Annotated in this window: 24 protein-coding genes, 1 tRNA gene and 1 pseudogene; 7 read left to right on the plus strand and 19 right to left on the minus strand. The window is 44.5% G+C overall.

All coding sequences use genetic code 11. The features are described from left to right. The 6 genes and pseudogenes from CI957_RS04900 to CI957_RS04920 form a co-directional block, all read right to left on the minus strand. Positions 1–528: pseudogene (locus tag CI957_RS04900) on the minus strand (hypothetical protein); the annotation flags it as partial. A gap of 21 nt (positions 529–549) precedes the next feature. After that, the gene (thiL, locus tag CI957_RS04905; protein WP_128754346.1) at positions 550–1539 is read right to left on the minus strand and encodes a thiamine-phosphate kinase; all 990 of its coding nucleotides are present in this window, start codon (positions 1537–1539) and stop codon (positions 550–552) included. Further along, positions 1514–1654, minus strand: coding sequence for a hypothetical protein (locus tag CI957_RS10600; RefSeq protein WP_164909029.1), 141 nt, complete (start codon positions 1652–1654; stop codon positions 1514–1516). The genes thiL and CI957_RS10600 overlap by 26 nt, the downstream gene beginning before the upstream one ends. An 88-nt stretch (positions 1655–1742) precedes the next feature. Continuing rightward, positions 1743–2561: an anaerobic ribonucleoside-triphosphate reductase activating protein gene (locus CI957_RS04910; RefSeq protein WP_128754347.1), complete on the minus strand. Its 819-nt coding sequence runs from the start codon at positions 2559–2561 to the stop codon at positions 1743–1745. Next, the gene (gene nrdD / locus CI957_RS04915) at positions 2539–4920 is read right to left on the minus strand and encodes an anaerobic ribonucleoside-triphosphate reductase (RefSeq protein ID WP_128754348.1); all 2382 of its coding nucleotides are present in this window, start codon (positions 4918–4920) and stop codon (positions 2539–2541) included. The genes CI957_RS04910 and nrdD overlap by 23 nt, the downstream gene beginning before the upstream one ends. A 13-nt stretch (positions 4921–4933) precedes the next feature. Continuing rightward, on the minus strand, positions 4934–5188 hold the full coding sequence (locus CI957_RS04920; protein WP_096712747.1) for a glutaredoxin: 255 nt from the start codon (positions 5186–5188) through the stop codon (positions 4934–4936). A gap of 329 nt (positions 5189–5517) precedes the next feature. On the opposite strand from CI957_RS04920, the gene radB reads away from it, so the two are divergent. Continuing rightward, the gene (gene radB / locus CI957_RS04925) at positions 5518–6195 is read left to right on the plus strand and encodes a DNA repair and recombination protein RadB (RefSeq protein ID WP_096712748.1); all 678 of its coding nucleotides are present in this window, start codon (positions 5518–5520) and stop codon (positions 6193–6195) included. 11 nt (positions 6196–6206) lie between these two features. Here radB and CI957_RS04930 read toward each other — a convergent pair whose 3' ends face one another. The 9 genes from CI957_RS04930 to CI957_RS04970 all read right to left on the minus strand — a co-directional run bounded on the left by CI957_RS04930 (position 6207) and on the right by CI957_RS04970 (position 15056). After that, a complete protein-coding gene (locus CI957_RS04930) occupies positions 6207–6935 on the minus strand; it encodes an ATPase domain-containing protein (RefSeq protein WP_096712749.1) in 729 nt (242 codons plus the stop codon). Between the two features lie 521 nt (positions 6936–7456). After that, the gene (locus CI957_RS04935) at positions 7457–7831 is read right to left on the minus strand and encodes a hypothetical protein (protein ID WP_096712750.1); all 375 of its coding nucleotides are present in this window, start codon (positions 7829–7831) and stop codon (positions 7457–7459) included. Positions 7832–7844: 13 nt separating this feature from the next. Then, a complete protein-coding gene (locus tag CI957_RS04940) occupies positions 7845–8462 on the minus strand; it encodes an NTP transferase domain-containing protein (protein WP_096712751.1) in 618 nt (205 codons plus the stop codon). Then, positions 8447–9274, minus strand: a complete 828-nt coding sequence (cobS, locus tag CI957_RS04945; RefSeq protein ID WP_128754349.1) for an adenosylcobinamide-GDP ribazoletransferase — start codon at positions 9272–9274, stop codon at positions 8447–8449. The genes CI957_RS04940 and cobS overlap by 16 nt, the downstream gene beginning before the upstream one ends. Beyond that, positions 9271–9858: an alpha-ribazole phosphatase CobZ gene (gene cobZ / locus CI957_RS04950; protein WP_096712753.1), complete on the minus strand. Its 588-nt coding sequence runs from the start codon at positions 9856–9858 to the stop codon at positions 9271–9273. Before cobZ ends, cobS begins: the two co-directional genes overlap by 4 nt. Continuing rightward, a complete protein-coding gene (locus tag CI957_RS04955; RefSeq protein WP_241645925.1) occupies positions 9855–10874 on the minus strand; it encodes a cobalamin biosynthesis protein in 1020 nt (339 codons plus the stop codon). Before CI957_RS04955 ends, cobZ begins: the two co-directional genes overlap by 4 nt. Continuing rightward, positions 10871–12349, minus strand: coding sequence for an aminotransferase class I/II-fold pyridoxal phosphate-dependent enzyme (locus CI957_RS04960; RefSeq protein WP_128754350.1), 1479 nt, complete (start codon positions 12347–12349; stop codon positions 10871–10873). Before CI957_RS04960 ends, CI957_RS04955 begins: the two co-directional genes overlap by 4 nt. A gap of 121 nt (positions 12350–12470) precedes the next feature. Then, complete coding sequence (locus CI957_RS04965) at positions 12471–13223, minus strand: tRNA (adenine-N1)-methyltransferase (protein WP_096712755.1); 753 nt, start codon at positions 13221–13223, stop codon at positions 12471–12473. 9 nt (positions 13224–13232) lie between these two features. Next, positions 13233–15056, minus strand: coding sequence for an HD domain-containing protein (locus tag CI957_RS04970; RefSeq protein WP_128754351.1), 1824 nt, complete (start codon positions 15054–15056; stop codon positions 13233–13235). Positions 15057–15139: 83 nt separating this feature from the next. Here CI957_RS04970 and CI957_RS04975 point away from each other — a divergent pair, with 83 nt between their 5' ends. Further along, on the plus strand, positions 15140–16159 hold the full coding sequence (locus tag CI957_RS04975) for an S-methyl-5-thioribose-1-phosphate isomerase (RefSeq protein WP_096712757.1): 1020 nt from the start codon (positions 15140–15142) through the stop codon (positions 16157–16159). 69 nt (positions 16160–16228) lie between these two features. Further along, positions 16229–16402, plus strand: a complete 174-nt coding sequence (locus CI957_RS04980; RefSeq protein ID WP_096712758.1) for a preprotein translocase subunit Sec61beta — start codon at positions 16229–16231, stop codon at positions 16400–16402. Positions 16403–16432: 30 nt separating this feature from the next. On the opposite strand, the gene CI957_RS04985 is transcribed toward CI957_RS04980, so the two are convergent. Then, a complete protein-coding gene (locus CI957_RS04985) occupies positions 16433–16720 on the minus strand; it encodes a signal recognition particle protein Srp19 (RefSeq protein ID WP_096712759.1) in 288 nt (95 codons plus the stop codon). Positions 16721–16833: 113 nt separating this feature from the next. Between CI957_RS04985 and glmM the strand changes: the two genes are divergently transcribed. Further along, entirely contained in the window at positions 16834–18180 is a 1347-nt protein-coding gene (gene glmM, locus CI957_RS04990) for a phosphoglucosamine mutase (RefSeq protein ID WP_096712760.1), read from the plus strand. 3 nt (positions 18181–18183) lie between these two features. Here glmM and CI957_RS04995 read toward each other — a convergent pair whose 3' ends face one another. Next, positions 18184–18777 carry a DUF99 family protein gene (locus CI957_RS04995; protein ID WP_096712761.1) on the minus strand — a complete coding sequence of 198 codons (594 nt, stop codon included), beginning with the start codon at positions 18775–18777 and terminating at the stop codon, positions 18184–18186. A gap of 9 nt (positions 18778–18786) precedes the next feature. Continuing rightward, positions 18787–20076 (minus strand): proteasome-activating nucleotidase, encoded by a 1290-nt coding sequence (locus CI957_RS05000; protein WP_128754352.1) that lies wholly within the window; start codon positions 20074–20076, stop codon positions 18787–18789. Positions 20077–20161: 85 nt separating this feature from the next. Between CI957_RS05000 and CI957_RS05005 the strand changes: the two genes are divergently transcribed. The 3 genes from CI957_RS05005 to CI957_RS05015 all read left to right on the plus strand — a co-directional run bounded on the left by CI957_RS05005 (position 20162) and on the right by CI957_RS05015 (position 21894). After that, on the plus strand, positions 20162–20644 hold the full coding sequence (locus CI957_RS05005) for a multiprotein bridging factor aMBF1 (protein WP_096712763.1): 483 nt from the start codon (positions 20162–20164) through the stop codon (positions 20642–20644). A gap of 9 nt (positions 20645–20653) precedes the next feature. Then, entirely contained in the window at positions 20654–21469 is an 816-nt protein-coding gene (proC, locus tag CI957_RS05010; protein ID WP_105460834.1) for a pyrroline-5-carboxylate reductase, read from the plus strand. An 83-nt stretch (positions 21470–21552) separates the two neighbouring features. Then, positions 21553–21894 (plus strand): DUF356 domain-containing protein, encoded by a 342-nt coding sequence (locus CI957_RS05015; RefSeq protein WP_096712765.1) that lies wholly within the window; start codon positions 21553–21555, stop codon positions 21892–21894. A gap of 51 nt (positions 21895–21945) precedes the next feature. On the opposite strand, the gene CI957_RS05020 is transcribed toward CI957_RS05015, so the two are convergent. Then, positions 21946–22020 (minus strand) — tRNA-His (locus tag CI957_RS05020). Positions 22021–22044: the final 24 nt, after the last annotated feature.

Below are 22044 nucleotides of genomic sequence, written 5' to 3' on the forward strand. Positions count from 1 at the left end.
ATTTGGAAGTACCGACTCAGTATAGTTATATGAACTGTCAGGCTTTGAAACATTTGCTTCCCAATTATCATCAATATATATTTCCGTGTGATCAAAGTCTTCGTCACCAGGATTTGTCCAGGACCATTCAATCCAGTTTGTAGAAGTAGTATTGGTTAAATCACTGATACTGGCTGGCGGTGTTGTATCTGAATCAGTAGTTACAGTATCAGTAGTCGCAGTATCGTTTTCCCACGCAGAAAAATTCCCCCCATCATCTACAGCACGGGTTGAAATATCGTGAGATGTATCTGAAGCAAAGCCAGATGCATTATAATACTCAGTTGTCACATTATCTTCAAATGTTCCATCAATATACACAGAAACGTGACTGAAATTTTCAGTAGGATTATCCCATGTCCAGTTTATCCAAATAGTTCCTGTATCAGACGCATTAAGATTACTAACACTTGAAATTGCAGATGCACTGCCACAAACAACTCCAAATATCAGTAAACTAGCTATAATTAATTTAAATCCGGTTTTCATACCATAATCTCCTTTGTATAATCATATCTGTTCAGATGCACCTATATGTAAATAGCCTTTTCGAGTAATAGCAAAGTTTGTCTTATCTTTGCCGATTAAGTTAATATCCGCATCAATGTCAACAGTTTCTCCTACAACAGTTAAATATGATTCGGTCTGTAATGCCTTGAAACTCTTCCTTGGAATCGTTACCAATAACTCGAAATCCCCGCCTGAATACAGCGCCAGTTCCAGGGCTTCTTGCTTGCTTGAAGCAATTTCAAACACACGCCTGTCTACTGGCAGCAACTCTTCCCTCAGGACAAACCCCACCTCATTGACCGAAGCAAGATCATACAGCGACAGTGCCAGCCCGTCACTGGTATCCATGGCAGAGGTCACAGCACCGCTTTTTGCAAGCATCCTGCCCTCGGCAATCCGGGGTACGGGTTCCAGAAGGGGTTTCATGAAATCGCTGTCAACATCCATATTTTTCAGATAGGCTTTCAGGGCTGCCCCGGCTGCCCCAAGGGTGCCGGTAACACAAACCAGATCTCCCGGTTTTGCCCCTTTGCGGGTGAGAAGTTCTTCTTTGGAAACCCTGCCCAGAGCAGTTCCCGTGATGGTAAGTTCCTCATGGGAATCCACATCCCCCCCGATTACCGAAGTTTCGCAGAATTGTGCACAATCCCGCATACCCCGGGCAATTTCCCCGGAGTCTTCCAGAGACATGTTTTGGGGATAGCCCACCGCTGCAAGCAAACCCAGAGGCTGGCCGCCCATTGCAGCAATATCACTGAAATTCACCGCAGCAGCCATCCAGCCGATCTGCCAGGGAGTCATTGTATCGGGAAAATCGGTCCTCTGGTGCAACATGTCCGTAGTAACTACAAGGTACTCCCCGCCAAATTCAAGGACCGCACAGTCATCATCCCCGGCAGGCACCTTTAATTCATCTTTCCCCCTGCCAAAAACTGAAGCCAGCTGTGCGATAAATGCGCGTTCATCAATATCCTTTATCCTTGATACCATCGAAACCTCCGGAAATATCCAGTGCCTGCTTTCGCATGATAGCAGCAATACGCATGTTGCGGTTTACGAAATCAGAAGGCATCGGAAAAAGCCAGAAAGCACGTCTGCAGATCAAGTACCTGCAGGACAGGCAATGATTCAGCAGGTATGCTTCTCACAACTATATCTTATAAAGGTACTGCCGACACATATAAAGAGGTTACTTAAACTGCAGACTGATCTGAAGTTATTTTTTCAGTGCCATTTTTGCCTGTACGTATACAGACATTATTCAGGAAAGAAGTTGCAGCATAACCCAGGGATAAAAGTTCATCCCGGCTCAGGGGAGACAAATCCCTCAGGTTCCTGTCCATTGAATGTTCCGTTTCGCCCTGCTGGATAAAATAGGCAACATCCCTGCCAGCACATTTTACAATAGAAGAAGCAATCGATTCAATATCCTCAGATTTATCCATAAAACCCGGCAGCACTGTTGTCCTTAATTCCTGCAGGAGTTTGTTCTCTGCGGCCAGTTTTATGGAACGTTGCACATTATTCACAGCATCTGCCGGAGAGATAGTCACAGCAGGATAGGAGCCATAACCGATCATCCTGCCATAATCATCGGCATTTTCAAGAGAGGCTTTGACATCGATGAAAACACCATCAACCAATTCCTTTTCAATAAGGCCTTCTAAAACATCAGCGTATACACCATTGGTATGTATCCCGACCAGAAGTCCCATATCCCGGGCCATTTGAGCGATTCCGGAAACTGCCTGCTCCTGTTGCAGGGGTTCACCACCGGAAATTACTACAGAACTCACAAAGGGACGGGAAGTTTCCATTAACTGTTTTATCTGGGAACTTTCGACCAGCTCATAACCATTCAAAATAGAATAATTCTGGCAGTAGGGACACCTGAAAGGACAATCCCTTAAAAAGAAAACTACGGAAGCCTTGCCCGGCCAATCGAGGGTAGAAAGGGGGACATAGTCCCCGAAATTTACCTCGAAATCTTCAACGCATGTCTGCTGAGCCATATCTCATCCTGTCCGCAAGTTCTTGTTTCTTGGCAGCATTCCATCCGCCTACAGACTGGATATAACCGGTAACCCTGGAAAGGTGCTCCACATTATCTGAATCACAATTCTCACAACTGTCCTGCAATCCGGACATCATATGGAAATCATTCATACAGACAGTCATATCCTTTGTAAAAGCAAAGTAACCGGTCTGGGTGTTGCGTGCAAGATGCATGGTAAAGTCTTTCAGTCCCTTTGCATCGGGAGAGCCTTCACCAAGCCAGATGTGCATGATATTACCCCCATCAACAATAGGGAAGAATACATGCTCCACATTGATCCGCTCCATCAGGGACAGGTCTGCTCCCGGTGGTACATGTGTACCATTGGTGTAATACACAGGCAAATCGTGCGTTTCCTTGAGTCTGGAAATCGAAGCCTCCACATCTCCCTTGAGAACCGAAGCAGCCATTTCCCTGTACTCATCATGAAGCAGGTCTGAAACAGCGAATCTCTGACAGGTAGTTTCAGCAGGCGTCCGTGCAAGAGCTATCTCAATTCCATGTTCCTCTGAAATCTTGCGGGCATGCATTTCCATTTCTGTCATTGCCCTGACTGCAACCTTGAAAGCCTCTTTTGACTCATGCATCTGGGAGCCTGTATGGTACTGGACCATCTCATTGATACCCACCACACCGATGGTAAACACAAGACTATCCATATCAACAGCAACAGCACCTTTCTTACCGGTAACCGGGTCTTTGGGTTGTTGTGTGGCAAAAGGCATCCTGCCGGATTCAATGATCGGGGTCATCCATTTGAGTTTGGTCTGGAATACCTCAATTGCCCTGTCCATCAACCCCTTAAGTCTTGAGAATAGTTCCTCATCATTACCCTGTGCCTTGTAGGCAGCCCTTGGGCAGTTCAGGGAAACAACCTGCCAGGAACCCATGGAAAAGTGTTTTCCGTCCTTGAAGTTGAGCTTTTCTTCAAATTCATCATCATCTTCTGCATTTGCCGAAAACTGATAGGCACAGCACTGGTAACAGGAAATTCCTTCACCTGCACCCCTGTAAGGAGGAAGCTGGTTATCAAAGTAAGGAGTGCCAAACTTGGCGGTAAGTTCGAATGTCAGGTTATAAAGATCATCATAGGTCGGAAGTTCTGGATGGGCACGATTGAACATCTCATCCTCTTCCATGAAATCAGGTTCAATGGAGATCTCCGGTTTGGGGAAATTAAAGGGTTTACCCCAGTAGTCCCCTTCAAGCATGACATTCATAAGCGCCTGGAAACCAAGACGGACCTCCCTTTCATAATCACCATAAACCCTAACGTCACTACCATCCGAACCATCCCAGACACGTCCGCGATAGACTACAGGTTTATCTCTCCATAGTTTTGGGACCCCGGGAGAAAGCTGTACGGAGGAAAAAACAAGCTGTCCTCCCCGGGCTACCATCATCTGAGTCATCTCATAAACGAACATCTGCATCAGCTGTTCGATCTCCTTGTAGGACTTACCCTCTAAAAAGGGCGCAAGGAACGTAAGGAAATTATAGAATCCCTGCCCTCCGGCAAAATTCGTCTGGGCACTACCCAGGGCTTTTACCGCATGAAGAACTGCAACTTCAGCTTTCATTGCCGGACCGGCAACACTGGCCTTGGCACCGGAACCATCCGGCATGAGTCCATAATAGAAGAAATATCTCAAATCCCAGTCCTGACAGAAAGCCCGGGTTCCCATGTATTCCAGATCATGGATATGCAGATCACCATTCAGGTGAAGGTCGGAAAGTTTGGGTGGCAGAAGTAAAAGATACTGTTCCTTGGAGATTTTGTCGGCCTTCTTTTTGTGCGAGGTTTCCGCATTCTCCTGGAGATTGGCATTTTCCTTGGCTTCAAAGCCGGTACCCATATCGATCTCGCAGGCATCATAAACAGGAGTACCTACCCTGGTGGAAATATTACGCCATTCCACATCATTGTGCTCAATCAGGACCATATTAACAACTTCCCTGATGAGCGGGCCGGAGAGGAATCTGAGATTCATACTACGAATCCTTTTTTCCGTTTCCTTTGCTATACCAAAGGCCTCATCCCGGGTGATAGCCGGGATACCATGGAAACGTTCACTGAGAGAGGTTTCTTTCAGTAACTGGTTTACAACGATATTGCGGTCCCATTCAACCATGTGTCCGTCAGTGGTCCTGACTTTAGGCATTATTGAAACAAAACTCCCGTCAAGAGTCTGCTGTCGTGGAGATGATTCGGAAGTAGTTTCAACAATACTGGAGGAAGGGATGGTGTCCTCAGGGACACCACTTATATCCGTATTTTTCACTTTCTTTTCAATTTCTTTTGCCATAGAATCCATATTAAGCCCCCATTTAATTTAGCAAATCCTGAAGGACATCCATATCCACATCACTACCTTTGAATAAATTGTCAGATGTAAGGAATTCATCCCCTATCTGCAAGACAGGTGCTTCACTTGTAAAGACACCATTTATGCGCAGTTCTGTAAGTGCTTCCGCAGAAGTCATATCTGCTTCTTCAAACTGTACATTATTCTCTTTTAGCGTCGCTTTCAGACGGGCACATTTCGGGCAGACATCGGTGGTATAGATAATAATTTCAGACATGATACTCCATCCTTGTAACAATAAACACCATCAGGAGAGCCAAAGAAGATAGAAAGGAATCAACAATCATGAATCCGGTTTTGATTTCCCCTAAACGACTGGCTTCCCACAGTGAGTAGATACGAAATAGGATTCATTCATTTATAATGCTTTTTCAGCCTATGTCTGGATACACTAAAATGTGCCTGGTAACAAATGTGATATACAATAAAATAATCTAAATGTTCTGAATTTATTGCATTATCCGATCTGGTAACAAACAAATAAGAACGTTTCCAAAAGATGTATAACCTAAACACCGATAATAGCAGTAACTTGAACCAATTGAGGTGTACAATATAACCGACTTACTTACATCAGGGTGCAAGCCCATAGATGAACTGCTTGGAGGTGGGTTCGAAGCAGGAATTGTGACCCAGATATATGGAGAATCCGGAAGCGGAAAGACAAACCTCTGCCTCCAGCTTGCAGTCCATTGTGTAAAGAATGAGAAAAAAGCAATTCTTGTTGATACTGAGGCAATCTCCCCGGAACGATTCAGTCAGATAGCAGGTGAAAATGCCAGGGAAATCGCCCAGAACATAATCATCTACGAACCCCACAGTTTCGAGGAACAGTATTCTGCAATCCACGAGATAGAAAAAATAAGTGCCCAGAACATCGGACTTATAATTGTTGACTCAGCAACTGCTTATTACCGGTTTGGCCTTGAAGATGAAGAGAAAAGCATCCGCACCCGCAGAGAACTTGCCAATCAGATTGGCTATCTGCACGGCCTGGCCCGCAAGAGAGGAATTGTAGTTGTTATCACAAATCAGGTATACTCAGACATAGGAACCGGCAAACTGAAACCTGTAGGTGGCAGTACGGTCGAACACATGTCAAAAACCATAATCCAGCTTGAGCGTACAGGGGAGAATAAAAGAAAAGCCAACCTGCTCAAACATCGCTCCCGTCCGGAAGGATTGAGCAGGGAATTCACAATAACCCAGGAAGGGCTGAAGTAAAATAAGAATATTCATTCCAGATATGGAGACTGGGCAAGCACCGACATCCCATTATCCGAAATATTAAGTACACGCACCTCATTGATTGTGCTCGACCCCCTCAGTTTCATAACAAAGATCGTACGCTGGAGATTATTACCCACCCTGACACGTTCCAGTTTGACAACTGAATCCGCACCATATTCCACCATCTCATCAAGACCAAACATCTTGCCAACTGAAATCACAGAAGTTACATCGCGGCTGCGCAGGACACCAAACACATCATCTATGAGGGTTCTCAGTTTGTAATTTGAATCTATGGCAAGGAATAGGGCTTCAATTGAATCAATGAATACCCTCTGAGGCTGCACATCATCTATTTTGCTTTCAATTAGTTTTTTGAAACTCTTAATAAGCTCTGAGGGTGCGATTTCCACACTTTTCTGGAGACGAAGCCCCGGCTCGGTGATATCCACAAAAGAAAGTAAGCCATCATCCTCAAGTTTCTTAAAATCCCAGTCAAAGGATGCTTTCATTTCCCGAACAATGGATTTGGATTCTTCCGATGTGATTATACACATCACCTTCTCCCCGTTCTTTGCCCCTTCATAAATGAACTGAGATCCAAAAATTGTTTTACCGGTTCCTGATTTCCCGGAAACAACGTTTGCAGTACCTTTAAAGTACCCGCCTTTGAGCATCTCATCCAGTCCCTTAATACCAGTACTAACCCTTTCAGGAATTGTCGTCTCCTCCATTTGAAACACCTTGTGAACCACACCACACTTACGCATGATGCTTCCTGCTTCATACCTTTTCCCAACGAAAAACAAGTCCGCAGGCTCTACCCGTAGTTCCTACGGTGCTTTAAATATATTAAGCTTACTTGGTTATCGTAAACTTATGCATTACATTATGTAATTAATATTTTTATACTTTTGGTACGCATTCATCCCCGTAGCTTACGCAAAGGGGTATTCTGGGCTCTGTAGAAAACCCTTTCCTCTAATTTCCACTAATACATTATTATTATTATTATTATTATTATTATAAGAAAAGGTCCCCAATGTAATTCTGGATAGACAAAATACATTGGGGATGAATGTATTTTGTTCCAGATTTCCAATATGGAACTCTCATTAAATCTGTGATTTAATGGTATACCGTCGTAATATTACAGAAATATAGACAGGACATATTCTATTTCAGTAATTATTCAAATGAGGATTTCTACAGAGCCGGATTCCTGATATAAAAATTCATGTATCTTTCCCGGAATTTAACAAAAATCGCTTTCATAAGACGTATCAGGTTCTTCGACGACTTCAAGCAACACCTCACTGAAAAGCAATTTTTCCAGTGTACGCGTAACATAGCTGCGTAGCTGATGTTTACTTATGTCCTCCCCAAGACGCAAGTCAGAATCAACCTGAACTCTCCACAGCGCCAACCGGAAATTTTCAGGGTCCTTTATGTCCATAGTATAGAATTTCTCCAGGAAAAACGGAAGAATAAAAGGATTATCCACAACTTCACACAATAAGAGATATTCTTCAGCTAAAGAATTTGTGATATTCAGGTCCTGTGTACCCACAATAAGCCCTAATGTATCCAGAGAATAATCCTTGCCCTTAATATTGACACAATTTGTCATAGAGAACTCCGAATTATTTATTCTGTCTTTTTTCCAGAATATCAGTGCAGCGCTGCAGGTCTTCTGCAGTATTGACATTCAGAGCTACTTCAGGGTCTTCCAGAAGATAATTATAATATTCCTGCTCCTCCCGGATTTTGCTTCCGTCAAGGATATTTATCCCAGTGGGGACTATGAGATTTCCACTCCAGTTGAAAACGGTATCCGGACGCAAACCTATCTTTTTACACAGGGAAAGGGGTATAAATACCGACATTGAAGGTTTTCCACACCTGTAATATTCCTCCACAATGGAATCGATACGACCGGCTGTTATCAGGGGCAGGTCGGACATGATTACCATCAGGGGCTCTGCAACTTTAGCCTGCTCCACAGCATAAACCATATCTCCAACATAATTATCACCGGCAGTATCAATGGTTTTAACATTACCTCCATAACAATTTTGTACAACTCTTTCTGTGTGAGGGGTAAAAGGAGACACTGTCACATAAACATCACCAATACTCTCAGATTCCTCCAGGGCATCCACAACATAACATATCATGGGCTTACCCAGAAGATCTACACAGGGTTTCTCATCCATACCCAGACGTAAACCCTGTCCACCAGCCATTATAAAAGCATCCATGAAAGACCTCCGTAACCTGTATTGATGGCAAATAGCGCCATAGTAATGGCAATCAGGGAAGTAAGCCTGGCAATTTCATTGGCGGTTCCAATACAATCCCCGTTAACGCCACCAAAATGCCTGTTGGAAACATTGAGAACCCCGAAAGCCCCCAATATGGCTGCCACAAAACCTATCAGACCAATTAAACCCAATCCGAGAACAGATACAATACCACCCATTATCAGGCCAGCCAGATATTTACCAACATCTGTTTTGTCGATCATCATGGAACCCAGGCCTTCATGGATCGATTTGCCAAAAGCTGCTATTGTGAGCATACCCTGTTTGGCACCGATTTCCGACACAAACAGTGACAGGGGCAAAAGTGTCCACTGTGGCAGCGATGAGATGGCCCCTGTCATGTATATCTGCTGCTGAAGAGAGGAAATACTGGCATAGAGCAAAATCAGGCCTATGACACAATATGCCACCCCGCCTATACCCAGCGACATATCCTTAAGGGCACTGATCTTCTTTTCAAGAGAGCCGTGAGCCGTACACCCGTCACCAAAATCAGACAGCCCGTCCAGGTGATTGAGACCTGTCAGATAGTAAATAAAAACAATAACCAGGGCTGCGGAAATATTGGCGGGAAAGACATACTCCACAATTCCTGTAAACATGCCAATCAAAAGACCCAGTATAATACCCGTAAAGACAAACAGGTAACTTCGTTTAACCAGCTCATCAAGGCCTTCCATAGTAATTCCCACGGGAATTGTCGATAAGAAACCAAAACCCGTCCTGGCTGCGAGTAGAAATCCGCTCATCCGGCTATCACACCACCGCCATGTTTTTCGTCATCATCTTTATTTTTAGAAGTGTCAATCTCTGCCATTCCCCTGGTATACATATTGGCAGAAACTCCTCCGATAAGTCCACCGATGACATCATCCATGAAAGGACCGAGTTCTGCAAGTATACCCGGTTTTTGTTTGTCGAACCTGACAAACTCAAACATTCCCTTGTCCCCACTGATATATTTGGAAATGCTCATACCCAGTACCTCATCAGCTATCAGGAAGGTCAGATCCCTTTCATAGGAATCACGACTTATGTTAGGCAGTGTCCCATTGCGACCCTCTCTTTCAAGCAGGATACCGGAATAGATCAGCATGCAAAGGTTGGGATCAGAAATCGCAAGACGAAGTTCCCTTATAAAAAGGGCTTCTGCCTTTTCACGAGTCTCGATTCCCGGATGAGGTGTGTAAAGTCCCATTGAGGCTTCCACAAGTGCCTCTTCAGTAATACCCTCTTCCTTCAGGATATCCATAATATCATAAATATAACCGGTATCAGCTTCTTCGGGCTGTTCTCCTTTTGTATTCCTGGATTCTACATCAGACAGTTTCATAGTATCACTTTGACCAGATTACATAAATTTCCATAAAAAGTTTGTAAAAACATAATTACAAGTGAAAAGCACGCTATAGATATAAGAGCCGCTCCTTCTACAAGCCGGTTTGCCCTTTTAATAGATTCCGCATCCGGGAATGCAAGCCCCTCTCCCAGTACATAAACTCCCGGTTTTTCCAGCTTGACACCTACAGCCCCTGCCACTGCTGCCATTGGATATCCTGAATTTGGGGAATCCGGAACTTTGCAATAATTATTTGTACAGTAGCATGCGCCTGAAGGATCAAAAGACATATTTCTTGACAGAATGTTCAGGAAGAATGCAGTTACCCAGATGAAAAACAGGGAAATCCGGGCAGGAATCCAGTTAAGTACATCATCCAGTTTTGCCGAGAAGAAACCAACTTCCCTGTGTGCCTCATCCCGGTAGCCAACCATGGAATCAAGGGTACTTACAGCTTTAAAGGCATAAGCTGCTATCAGACCGAAGGGACCTGCTACAGAATAATAGAGCAGGGGAGAGAGAACAGAATCTACGTAATTCTCGGACACGGTTTCTATGGCAGCAGAAGATACATGGGAGTCACTAAGTTTGGAGGTGTCCCTGCTTACATACATAGAAAGTTGTTTTCTGGCCTCCTCCAGGGCCCCAACTTCCAGAGTTGATGCAACTTCTTCTCCGGCAAATAACAATCTGCGAATTGAAAAAGTGCTTTTGAGGAAATAGGCTTCAATAACTATACCCACAAGTTCAGGAACCAGGGATTGATTCGACACTAAAAGTACAATATAGGCAAGAAGGGATGCAAAAAGAATGCATGAAATACCCATGAAAACACCATAGGTTTTTCTTCCCGATGAAGGAATGTGCTTTTTAAAAATGCCAATCAGTGTCCCGATCCAGACCACCGGGTGCAGGCGAGCCGGAGGTTCCCCAACTGCAAGATCAATTAACACAGCAAATAAAAGCACATAAATCATATGCATATAACCGGCAAAAATAAAATCCATCATAATAGGGGCTCCATTACCTCATCCCAGCCCTTTTTGAGTTTGTCTTCCATCTCTCCTTCACCTTTAAGGACATCAAGCAGTTTCTGGACAGTTGGTTTTTGGTGAACCAAGCCACATTTTTCACAACTCCACACCTTACCTCCGCTTGAGCGACAGACCCACCTGCCTCCTGTGCGCTCATCCCCACAGGGATAAAAGGGACAAAAGCAGAAAGTGCAATCCTGCCCTTTGAAATGGCAGGGATAATAGGGACATGCCCTGTTCGCACCAAGAGGCTTTACAGGTTCTTCGTCCAGTATCTGGTTAAGATTCTCCATGGCACTATCCCGGGCACTGTCAACTACAACTGTCCCTATAGCCTCCACAAGCCTATCAGTATCCTCTTTTGGCCTCACCGAAACCCTGATAAAATTACAGTCCATGGAATAAAAGTCGGAACAATCCCTTACAAGAAGACCCTTTTCAGCGAGTCTGTGAGTCAATTCAACCGAATCCAGGCTTGCAGCACTTATATCCACAAGGACAAAGGATGTATTACTTTCATGCGTTTTGAACCTGCGCACCTTGCCCAGGCGCTCCATAAGGTAGCGGCGGTTTTCCCGGACAAATTGCCTTGAGGCAGTTAGATAATCATTCACAATATCAGAAGGCATATTCAATAAGGATATAGCGACTGCTTCATCCATTGGCCCTATATTGCAGCAATTGCGTACCCTATTCAGAATCATTGCAAACTTCTCATTAGTAATACTAAAAGCAATTCCTGCTCCGGGAAGCGAAAAGGTATCTTTCAGAGAGCGTATCACTAAAAGATTGTTAAAAGAAGGAACTTCATCTGCCAAAGTTGCAGATACGTCCGTTAGGTCTAACAGACTTTCATCAACCACCAGCAGGGTAGAATGGTCATTACAGCGTTGCAGAAGAGAAATTAAATCAGTTTTTGAATAAAGCTGGCCTGAAAGATTATCCGGGTTAGTGAGCATGATTATTTTTGCTTTGGTAAGCAAAGCTGAAGATATGTTTTTTAAGTCGTCCTCAAAAACATAGTTCACTTCCCCACCACTGATTATACAATGTTTTTCATCGGCCGGATTCTGAGACCTGTTCAGAAGAACGGTATCGCCGGTTTCAATTACCGAGGAAAATACCATGCGTATTACATCTTCAACTCCCAGAGCAGGAACAATATTATCAGCAGCAATATTATTTCCAAAATATTCGGCAGCACTTGACCTTAATTCTGAATATTCATTATCGGGGAATTGGGAATACATGGATTCCACACGGGAAAAAATATCCTCCAGGCAGAGTTTGCAATCCGGATAATCAATGGGACTGCCCAGAGGATTGGATGTTGAACTAAAATCAATTATAGCTGTTTCACTAATACCTTTTTCCAGAGCAATTCTGTGCCCATCTTCTAAAGGTTTCCTGATTGATTCAATTTCTTTTTTCCATAATCCCTTATCAGACACGTTAATCGAAATAAACTAATGAATAGAACCTATATTAAATTAATCAAATTGAGTTTCCTATGCTTCAGAATAATTAGTCCTGAAACATCATGAAAAATAAAAAAGATAAATATAGCCTTGATCATTTTCTGGCAAAGGTTAGATAACCGGTGTGGCCCACCCTTGATGGTGCGGGTCTTGTGCCTCTTTCGGATACAGATAACTCTCTTTCCAGACATTCAAGAGTATTTAAACTGTAAAATCCTGCCTTCACTGCTTCCAGGTATACGGCTTTTGCCTGTTCAATGAAAGGTGAATAAACAACAAGGAAACCTCCGGCAAGCAGGTTGGAGCAGGCATACCTGACAGATTCTGCCGAATCTTTAATATCAAGTACTATAACATCGAAAAAATCACTGCCCTGCTTCATCACATCCACAATATCCCCGCAGCGAACTTCCACATTGGAAAGGCCGGCCATGGACAAATTGGCCCGGGCATTCTTCACAAAATCCTCACGTATCTCATAGCTGATCACTTCCTTTGCTACAGAACCCAGATAAATTGCAAGCACACCGCTGCCCGTACCGGCTTCGAGAATCCTGTCAGAAGAATTGATACCTGCATGGGAAATAATCTGGCCCACATCCTTGGGCATGATCGGTGCCCCCGTGCGTTTTGCAAGTCTGAACATATCCGGAGCCCGGGGCCTGATGACAGAGAATTGCTGACCCATATGGGACACAATGGTGCCGCCGGGTTTTATATCCAGCAAATCAGCCGTTTCAACAATACCAAATTCACAGTGGAACTGTTTACCCGAAACTGTGGTCAGATATTCCCGGAATTTGTCTTTATGACGGGTGCGCAAAAGCACCGTTTCATTTTCTTTCATACATGCACCTCAGGGTTGTTGATAACGGCGGGCAGGAATCGTTACAATATCCCGGGGTATAGAGTGTTTATCCTGCCGGAGTAACTTTATAAGTTCCCTGAATTCACGGCTGTAGGCTTCTAAAAGTTGTTTTCCATATTTAACACCGTGCATCGTCAGGACATACTCATAGCGCTGGTGGAACCTGTTATTCTTTTCATAATAACGCAGGTCTTCATCCACAATACCCATTGCCACGAGCAGCTGGATGTTCTCAAAAACCCTGTTGCTGTAAGGAAAACCATAGTCCCAATGGAATTCATAATCAAAGAGGTTACGAAGGCTGACATCTTCACTGAACCGCTGGACCATGCGATATATCCAGGTTATATTACGTAAACGGGGAATTGAGACAAAGCCATCTTCCTCTTTCCAGAAGATGGAATTAACGGTATAGAACAACAATATCAGCCCCTCTATCGGTAGGTAATTTTCCTGACGTATAAATCTCAGCAACTGAGGAGACAGGGTGTCAACAGTATGGCCTACAACATCCTTGAGCTGTGCAGCTTCTGGGCATCCTACACCATCAATCGGAGAAAAAACAACCAGTGACAGTTGCCTGGAAATCGCCCTGACCAGACCGTTTGCAAGGGCAGATTCATCGTAAAAGAAACTATCCTCACCGTTCACAACAACCCTTGTACTGCGAGGCACACCGCTGGCAACACTCAAATCTGCAAAAACGTCCCCAATTCTCTTTTCAAGCTGCTCCTCGAACATCTTCTTGGCCACACCATGCCGGGCTATTGTAGACAGGGCCATGCGGGTTGCCGGGTTGAGGGTTTTCTGGTTAAATCGCACAATAGGGTCACAGATATTTCCCGCAAGGACTGAACTGATAAGATGTTGTGCCTGATCGTTGCCATATGTTTTTATGAAATAAAGCAAGTCAGCATCATTATATTCAGTGAAAAACAAACCCACCTGTTTATTCACAGATTCTGCATCTTTCTTTTCCCCGAATATAGCCAGAGCATTTTCAAGAGATCGCAATAACATAATCCTGGCAGACTGGGTATGAGGATGATGCACTATAGCATTATAGTGATGTGCACGAGCTATGAGCATTGATTCAGCAACCGTCAATGTCATATCTTCATCATAACTGCAACCATCCTTTTTGCCCAGTACGATATTGCCATTGCGGATGCTCAGGTTCTGTATTATCTGGTCCACGTCTATTAAACCCAGGGATATACCGGTGTGATACGAATCACGAAGCAAAAAATCGATCCGGTCCGCATCTATGTCACCGGATATTAACTGTCCCAGATAGGGCTTTTCCAGAAAAGAGGATTTACCTGTTGCCATGAGGGCGATTTGATCGAAAAAATCAACAGAATCCTGACCCAGCTCTTCCTCAACTATTCTCGCAATATTACCGTTGTTTGCAAAACAATTTCTTATGACATATTCACTGAAAGCTTCGTGGTTTTCCCTAATTATACCACCATATTGTGGCTTAATATCAGGATTGCGTTTTAGGACATCTTCCACGGCATGAGAATATGCAGAGTGACCTACATCGTGCAAAAGACCTGCAACCTCTACTTTCATTTTATCCTCTTGCGGCAGAGACAGGGCATCGGCCATCAGGGATGCCATATGCATGGTACCCAGACTATGTTCAAACCTGCTGTGCTTCGCACCCGGATAAACGATATCAACAAGACCGAGCTGCTGTATGGAACGTAACCTCTGCACCTGAGGAGTTTCCACCAGTTCCTTTTGGAGAGGAGTCAACAGGATAGTTTTATGCACAGGATCATGAATCGCCCTTGAACTGACCATGGATGTGTATTTAGGTGGAAGATATATATAAAGGTGTAAAATATCTCAACCAGACTTAATTAATTATCACCAGAGAGAAAATAATGAGAACAATTCAATGGAATGCTGAGAATTCTACCGTGAGAATGATCGATCAAACCCTGTTGCCTGTCGAATACAGGGAGATCGAATGTGAAAATCTGGCCCAGCTGTGTGAAGCAATCAAATCATTGCGGGTCAGGGGAGCACCCGCATTGGCAGCAGCAGGTGCCTATGGTATTGCCCTTGCCAGCAAACTCAGCAGTGCAAATGACATGGAAAGCCTCCTGAAAGATCTCAAAAATGCCGCACGGATCATCCTGGCAACCCGACCCACAGCTATAAACCTGGGATGGGGAGTAAACCGGGTGGTCAAAGCAGTCTCTGAAGCCTACGACACTGAAGGCATACGGAACATAGCTCTCAACGAAGCACAGGCCATTGCAGATGAAGATGTGCAGATCAACAAAACTCTCGGCAAACATGGTGCTTCCCTGCTGGAAGATGGGGATACCGTAATGACCCACTGTAATGCCGGCAGACTGGCCTGTGTGGACTGGGGCACAGCCCTGGGAGTGGTACGCTCCGCTGTGGAACAGGGAAAAGACATCAATGTGATCGCATGTGAGACCCGGCCTTTGAACCAGGGAGGCCGGCTTACGACCTGGGAGTTGATGCAGGACAATATCCCGGTCAAACTAATCTCGGACTCCATGAGTGGTTATGTAATGCGCCACGAGCTTGTGGACAAAGTAGTCGTCGGGGCAGACCGTATTACAGAAGATGCTGTATTCAACAAGATCGGGACCTACAACCATGCGATAGTGGCCATGGAACACGAAATTCCTTTTTATGTAGCAGCTCCTGCCTCAACATTTGATTTCAAGGGATGGGAAGGTAGTGTGAAGATAGAAGAGCGAGATCCTGATGAATTGCGCTACATGCAGGGAGTACAGATAGCACCTGAAGATGTACCGGTAATCAATCCTGCTTTTGACAGCACACCGATGGAATATATTGAGGCGATAATTACAGAAAAAGGAATCTTCAGGCCACCGTTTTTGATAGATGAAGTAAGAACATGAGGGCGCAAGCTTTTAAAGTATAAAATACAATCAGGGTACAAGTAAACAAAAGGAAAGAGCTGGAAGAATATGGGAAAAAAGAAACAGAGTAACAACGGATTGATGTCTTCTGCCGGCCTTATGAGATATTATGAAGAGGACAAAAGGGCAATCCACCTGGACCCCAAAGCAGTTATGGTCTTTGGATTGCTTTGTGGATTTGCTGTTATTCTATTAAGCGCCAGTTATGGCACCTGGCCATAAAATGTAATCCATTATAAAGAAAAAGGGCATTCAGCCCTGTCTATCTTTTTTAATCGTTTTAGAGATCTGCCTTGCCGTGGTAGTTCTGGGTTCGTTCTTATCCACAAGGATGCGTCCACTTTTCTCCCACCAGGAACGCGGATAAGCTTTATCTTTTTGAACCTCTGGATTAAGATCCAGAGACGCAGCTGCCTTTTCCATTTCTTCCAGACTCGGCTCCTTTACTGAACTTTTGCGAGATATAATCCTTCCTTCATTCCTGCTTTTGGAACGATCTATGGAAGCCGGCCAGATTACAAGCCTGCCTTCATCTTTCATTAGCATGATCCATAGATTGGAATTCATTAAATATAATTCTTGGTGATAGACCACCTCAGATAAACCTAAAATAGTAAAGTGGCATCTAGTATAGCAAGTAGGAGAGTTTACAAATGGGCCTGTTCGGAACCAACGGAGTACGTGGAATAGCTAATGAATTCATCACACCTAAATTTGCAATCGACCTTTCCAGAAGTATGGGAACCCATCTTGGAGAAGGTAAAACCGTAGCTATCGGAAGAGATACGCGCATCTCAGGAGAGATGCTAAAAGCAGCTGCAATATCCGGTTTACTTTCAGCGGGCATAAGAGTAATCGACATTGGAACCTGCCCAACCCCGTCTGTCCAGTATTATGTGCGCGACCATGCAGATGCCGGGATTGTTATTACTGCATCCCACAACCCGCGGGAATACAATGGCATAAAACTTATAGACGCAGATGGCACCGAGTTTTCCAGGGAAGGGGAGAAAAAGATCGAAAATATCTACAATACCGGCGAATTCCACACTGCTAACTGGAACCTGACAGGCGAACTGAACAGGGATTATAATGCCAATGATTACTACATCAATGGAATAATTTCATCGGTCAATTCCACAGAGATCAGAGCAAAACGGTTCCGGGTGGCCATAGATACAGGATGTGGTGCAGGTTCTCTTACACTACCCCTCTTGTTGCGTAAACTGGGATGCGAGGTCATTACTATCAACGCCCAACCGGATGGTACTTTCCCCTGGAGAAATCCCGAGCCAACCCCCGATGTACTTGGAGAACTCAGGGATATTGTCAAAAACTACGATGCTGACCTGGGAGTTGCCCAGGACGGTGATGCAGACAGAGCAGTCTTCTTTGATGAAAATGGTACATTTATTGATGAAGAAATACTGCTTTCCATGATGGCAAAATATGTGATATCGGGTAAAAAAGGCCCACTCGTAACACCGGTAAGTTCATCCCGGCGCATGCTGGACATTGCAGAAAAAACAGGCGTGGAACTTCACTGGACAGCCGTAGGATCCATTAATGTAGCACGCAGAATGATGGAAATAGACGCTGTTTTTGGCGGAGAGGGGAATGGAGGGCTTATTTTCCCCGAACACCAGTATTGCAGGGATGGAGCCATGGCATGTGCCAAATTACTTGACATAATGGCAACGGGAGTAAAACCATCAGAGATGGCCGGAAATGTTCCGGAATACCACAATGCCAAAACAAAGGTGAAATGTGGTGATCTGAAAAAGACACTTGAAAATGTAACCAGTCGTGTACAGGGAGAAGGAATTGAGATTGATACCACTGATGGTTTCAAGATATGGTATGAAGACGGGTGGCTACTGATACGCCCTTCAGGCACCGAACCAATTGTCAGGATATTTGCCGAAGCCAAAACTGAGCAAAAGGCAAACGAACTGCTGGAAAGAGGGAATAAAATAGTACTGGATTCAATTCAGGAGTGAACATCAGGGTTTGCCGCAGGATTCCCCGCAAATAATACCTGTGGCAATGAGATGTGCAACCCTCAAAGGCTCAGGAATATTGCTACGGGTAGCACTTAACTGGACTATCTTGGTGGCGGAAATTTCATCGATGCCTGCACACTGGATGTAAACCGGTGTATGGGAATGTGAAGTTACCACACGGGATATCCTGCCTGCTTTTTTTATTATTCCAAACCTGTCATCCGGATAATCCAGGTGAGACAGGGCTTTTTTCATGTTCTCAAAATCAGGCATCGAGCGCATCAGCACAATCACACCCATTCCTGTAGATTCGTTTAAGCGCACGATGTCAATCGGATTGAAACCGCCGTATGTGACTCCATCCAGCATTATCACACGCACCTGATTTTTGTGTTTGCTGGCTGAGATCATCTCTATTAATGAATCGGTAGCATCCATACCATCCCTGGTAATGTAGGTGGATAACACGCCGTCAAGCCACATTCCCCCTCTGAAAAAAGTCCCTACCACAAGTATACGGTCACTTACCAGCGCTGAATCATCAATACCCAGAATCCTTATTTCCGGTTTTATATGAAAAAAAGAAAAGGGTATACCCCCTTTTTAAACAAACATTGAGCCCGGATGCTCATTAACCTGAGGTTGCCTGGGCTTTAGGACCTTATCGATGGCATCCATAAAGTCAGCCATTGCCACACTATCACGATCATTGCGTACAGCAAACATACCTGCCTCGGTAGTCAGTGCATGCAGATCCGCACCACTTGTATTTTCTGTAAGGGCGGCAAGTTTGTCAAAATCCACATCCCGGGCAAGGGAAAGCCCTCTGGAATGAATCTTAAGTATCAAACTACGTGCTTCTTTATCCGGCATCGGAACCTCGACCATCCTATCAAAGCGACCCGGACGGATTATGGCAGGATCCAGGATATCCACCCTGTTGGTGGCTGCAATTATGCGAATATCACCCCGGTTCTCAAATCCATCCATCTCCGCAAGAAGTTGCATGAGGGTGCGCTGCACTTCCCTGTCAGCACCGTTGGTATCACTCAGCCGGGCTGCTGCAATGGCATCGAGCTCATCTATGAAAATAATGCTGGGAGCCTTCTTTCTTGCCATATCGAAAACTTCTCTGACCAGCCGGGAACCTTCACCAATGTACTTTTGCACAAGTTCCGAGCCCACAACACGGATAAAAGTTGCGTCAGTACGATGGGCTACCGCTTTTGCCATCATCGTTTTACCGGTACCCGGGGGCCCGTGCAGGAGCACACCTTTAGGAGGTTCCACACCCACACGTTCAAAAGATTCGGGTTTAATGAGCGGTAGTTCGACACATTCGATAATATCCTGGATCTGATTATCCAATCCACCGATATCTTCATAACTTATATCCTGGGATTCCAGGACTTCCATTGCTGAAACTTCCGGTTCTTCTGTCGAGGGAAGAACATCCACTATGGAAAGGGTCTGCTGATTCAGGGCAACCCTGACACCGGCAACCAATTTGGATTCATCTATGTACTGGGAAACTCCCACCATGAACTGGGGGCCCGAACTGCTGCGTATCAATACTTTATTGGAATCAATGACATCAATGATATTTGCCACGATCAAAGGAACAGTCTTAAGCCTGTTAATCTCAGAGCGAAGTTTGCGAACTTCTCGCTCATACTTCACTTTCTGGGATTCAACATTCTTTTTTTCAGATTCAATCTGGTCGCACTGCTCTTTAAGTTTGCTGTTGCGGGATTCAAGTTGTTTCATCCTGTCCAGAAGGTACTTTGAAAAGTCTTCGTCTCCTTCAGAACCCATATAATCATATTCTACATCGGACATATTTTTAAATCCGTAATTCCCCTGATTTACCGTATCATCGCTGGTTTCGTTCATATAGCTCCGAATAATATTTAAGTCCATAGGTATATAGCACTTTCGAAAAGAGGCATGGCAGCTTCCATGCAAGAGATGATTTTTTATGCAGTGTGAAATATGTGGTGCAGAGATAAAAGGGGAGCCTTTTAAGATAAATGTCGAGGGAAGCGAACTCAACGCCTGCAACCGATGTTCACAATACGGAACATCAGTAAGCACCCGGAAACCGGTATCCAGAAAGAACGCTCCTGTGCGGCAGGGGATTAAAAACAGTTCAAAACCCAAAAAGAACCCGGTAACTGCTCCTACAGAAGAACTCATAGACGAATACGAACAAACCATAAGAGAGGCCAGGGAAGCAAAGGGCCTTACCCAGGAAGAACTTGCTTCCAAGATAAAGGAAAAAGCATCCCTGATCAAAAAGATCGAGAAGGGAGACATCGTACCTGAAGATTCGGTACGTACAAAGCTTGAACATACCCTTGATATCGAACTCACCGAAAAAGTGGGAGAAAACGACTGGGATACAAATACCCTGAACAGGGGCACTACTCTTGGCGATATAGTAACCATCAAGAAAAAATGAAGTGATATTATGCACCTCGAAAACAAGAAAGTCGGTATAATAGGGACCGGCAAGATGGGGCAAAGCCTGCTTAGAGGTATAATACGTGCAGGAAAAGCAAAGCCTGCAAATATCTATGCCAGCGATGTTTATGAACCTGCACTGCAAGCACTTAAAAGTGAACTTGGAATTAACGTATCAACAAATAATTTTGATACAGTGGATAATTCAGACCTCATCATTCTTGCGGTCAAGCCCCAGATACTGCGCAATGTACTGAGAGGTTTTGCAGACCATATCAACGAACACAAACTCATAATATCAATTGCAGCAGGAGTTCCTGCATCCACTATTGAAGAGGAGTTGCATGAAGATACAAGAGTAATTCGTGTGATGCCAAACATTGCCGCAACCGTCGGTGAAGCGGCCTCTGCAGTCAGTACGGGGAAAAATGCATCCGCAGAAGATGCTGAGATTGCAATGGAAATATTTTCAAGCATGGGTTCTGCTGCCCTTGTTCCTGAACATCTCATGGATGCTGTTACAGGAGTTTCCGGGAGCGGTCCCGCATATATTTTCCCCGTAATAGAGGCCATGGCGGACGGAGGTGTGCTTGAAGGGCTTGACAGGGAAAGTGCACAAAAACTGGCAGCCCAGACAGTACTGGGCGCAGCAAAGATGGTCCTTGAAACAAAAAAACATCCAGCAGAGCTCAAGGACATGGTGACCTCTCCTGCAGGGACAACCATTCATGGTGTTCATGCACTTGAGAAAAACGGAGTAAGGGCGGCTTTCACAGATGCAGTGATGGCTTCTGCAAAACGCTCCCGTGAAATGGGGAAATAATTCCCCTACCTTTCCTGAAACGATACAAAAATTGATATAGTTGTATGATTTAATTAATTACAAAGCCTTCAACGGGGGTTTGTATGAAATCCTTTGCGGTAATCAGGGGAGAAGACAAAAACAAAGTCAGGATTGCGCTGCACGATTTGCAGCAATACGGGAGCATGAAATTCAGTTCCTGTCCAAAACGTATCGAACCAAACTATGCAGACACTCTTCTTGTGAGGGTCGTGGGAGTACCCTTGCGTTCAAATTGTAAGTTTGCAGCACTTGTGGGACTGGAAAATAATGCCGGCTCTGCGATAAACAAACTGAGAAAAATACATCCACCAGCCCATATTGTAATAATAAGTCCCAGACATGATGCTTATGAAGAATTAATGGATAACTCTGAAATCTATCCTGAATTTGAAATAAACAATTAATATTTTTTAGAAACGTTGAATAATAAGTTTTTCTGCGAAAATTAAAGAAAATGGGGCCGGGACCGAGAATCGAACTCAGATCGTAGCCTCCACAGGGCTACAGGATAACCGCTACCCTACCCCGGCATGTTGAGAATTGCCCTACGCGAG

The sequence above is a fragment of the Methanohalophilus sp. WG1-DM genome (assembly GCF_004104135.1).
In the GTDB taxonomy this organism is placed as follows: domain Archaea; phylum Halobacteriota; class Methanosarcinia; order Methanosarcinales; family Methanosarcinaceae; genus Methanohalophilus; species Methanohalophilus euhalobius.

What these genes read in the sequence shown, in the direction of transcription:
- nrdD (WP_128754348.1), bottom strand. Translation starts at nt 4,920, where the DNA reads ATGGATTCTATGGCAAAAGAAATTGAAAAGAAAGTGAAAAATACGGAT.
- CI957_RS04910 (WP_128754347.1), bottom strand. Translation starts at nt 2,561, where the DNA reads ATGGCTCAGCAGACATGCGTTGAAGATTTCGAGGTAAATTTCGGGGAC.
- CI957_RS04940 (WP_096712751.1), bottom strand. Translation starts at nt 8,462, where the DNA reads ATGGATGCTTTTATAATGGCTGGTGGACAGGGTTTACGTCTGGGTATG.
- CI957_RS04955 (WP_241645925.1), bottom strand. Translation starts at nt 10,874, where the DNA reads ATGATGGATTTTATTTTTGCCGGTTATATGCATATGATTTATGTGCTT.
- proC (WP_105460834.1), top strand. Translation starts at nt 20,654, where the DNA reads ATGCACCTCGAAAACAAGAAAGTCGGTATAATAGGGACCGGCAAGATG.
- CI957_RS05005 (WP_096712763.1), top strand. Translation starts at nt 20,162, where the DNA reads ATGCAGTGTGAAATATGTGGTGCAGAGATAAAAGGGGAGCCTTTTAAG.
- CI957_RS05015 (WP_096712765.1), top strand. Translation starts at nt 21,553, where the DNA reads ATGAAATCCTTTGCGGTAATCAGGGGAGAAGACAAAAACAAAGTCAGG.
- cobS (WP_128754349.1), bottom strand. Translation starts at nt 9,274, where the DNA reads ATGAGCGGATTTCTACTCGCAGCCAGGACGGGTTTTGGTTTCTTATCG.
- CI957_RS04965 (WP_096712755.1), bottom strand. Translation starts at nt 13,223, where the DNA reads ATGAAAGAAAATGAAACGGTGCTTTTGCGCACCCGTCATAAAGACAAA.
- CI957_RS04980 (WP_096712758.1), top strand. Translation starts at nt 16,229, where the DNA reads ATGGGAAAAAAGAAACAGAGTAACAACGGATTGATGTCTTCTGCCGGC.
- CI957_RS04930 (WP_096712749.1), bottom strand. Translation starts at nt 6,935, where the DNA reads ATGGAGGAGACGACAATTCCTGAAAGGGTTAGTACTGGTATTAAGGGA.
- CI957_RS04935 (WP_096712750.1), bottom strand. Translation starts at nt 7,831, where the DNA reads ATGACAAATTGTGTCAATATTAAGGGCAAGGATTATTCTCTGGATACA.
- CI957_RS04920 (WP_096712747.1), bottom strand. Translation starts at nt 5,188, where the DNA reads ATGTCTGAAATTATTATCTATACCACCGATGTCTGCCCGAAATGTGCC.
- CI957_RS04975 (WP_096712757.1), top strand. Translation starts at nt 15,140, where the DNA reads ATGAGAACAATTCAATGGAATGCTGAGAATTCTACCGTGAGAATGATC.
- CI957_RS04970 (WP_128754351.1), bottom strand. Translation starts at nt 15,056, where the DNA reads ATGGTCAGTTCAAGGGCGATTCATGATCCTGTGCATAAAACTATCCTG.
- CI957_RS05000 (WP_128754352.1), bottom strand. Translation starts at nt 20,076, where the DNA reads ATGAACGAAACCAGCGATGATACGGTAAATCAGGGGAATTACGGATTT.
- CI957_RS04985 (WP_096712759.1), bottom strand. Translation starts at nt 16,720, where the DNA reads ATGAAAGATGAAGGCAGGCTTGTAATCTGGCCGGCTTCCATAGATCGT.
- glmM (WP_096712760.1), top strand. Translation starts at nt 16,834, where the DNA reads ATGGGCCTGTTCGGAACCAACGGAGTACGTGGAATAGCTAATGAATTC.
- cobZ (WP_096712753.1), bottom strand. Translation starts at nt 9,858, where the DNA reads ATGAAACTGTCTGATGTAGAATCCAGGAATACAAAAGGAGAACAGCCC.
- thiL (WP_128754346.1), bottom strand. Translation starts at nt 1,539, where the DNA reads ATGGTATCAAGGATAAAGGATATTGATGAACGCGCATTTATCGCACAG.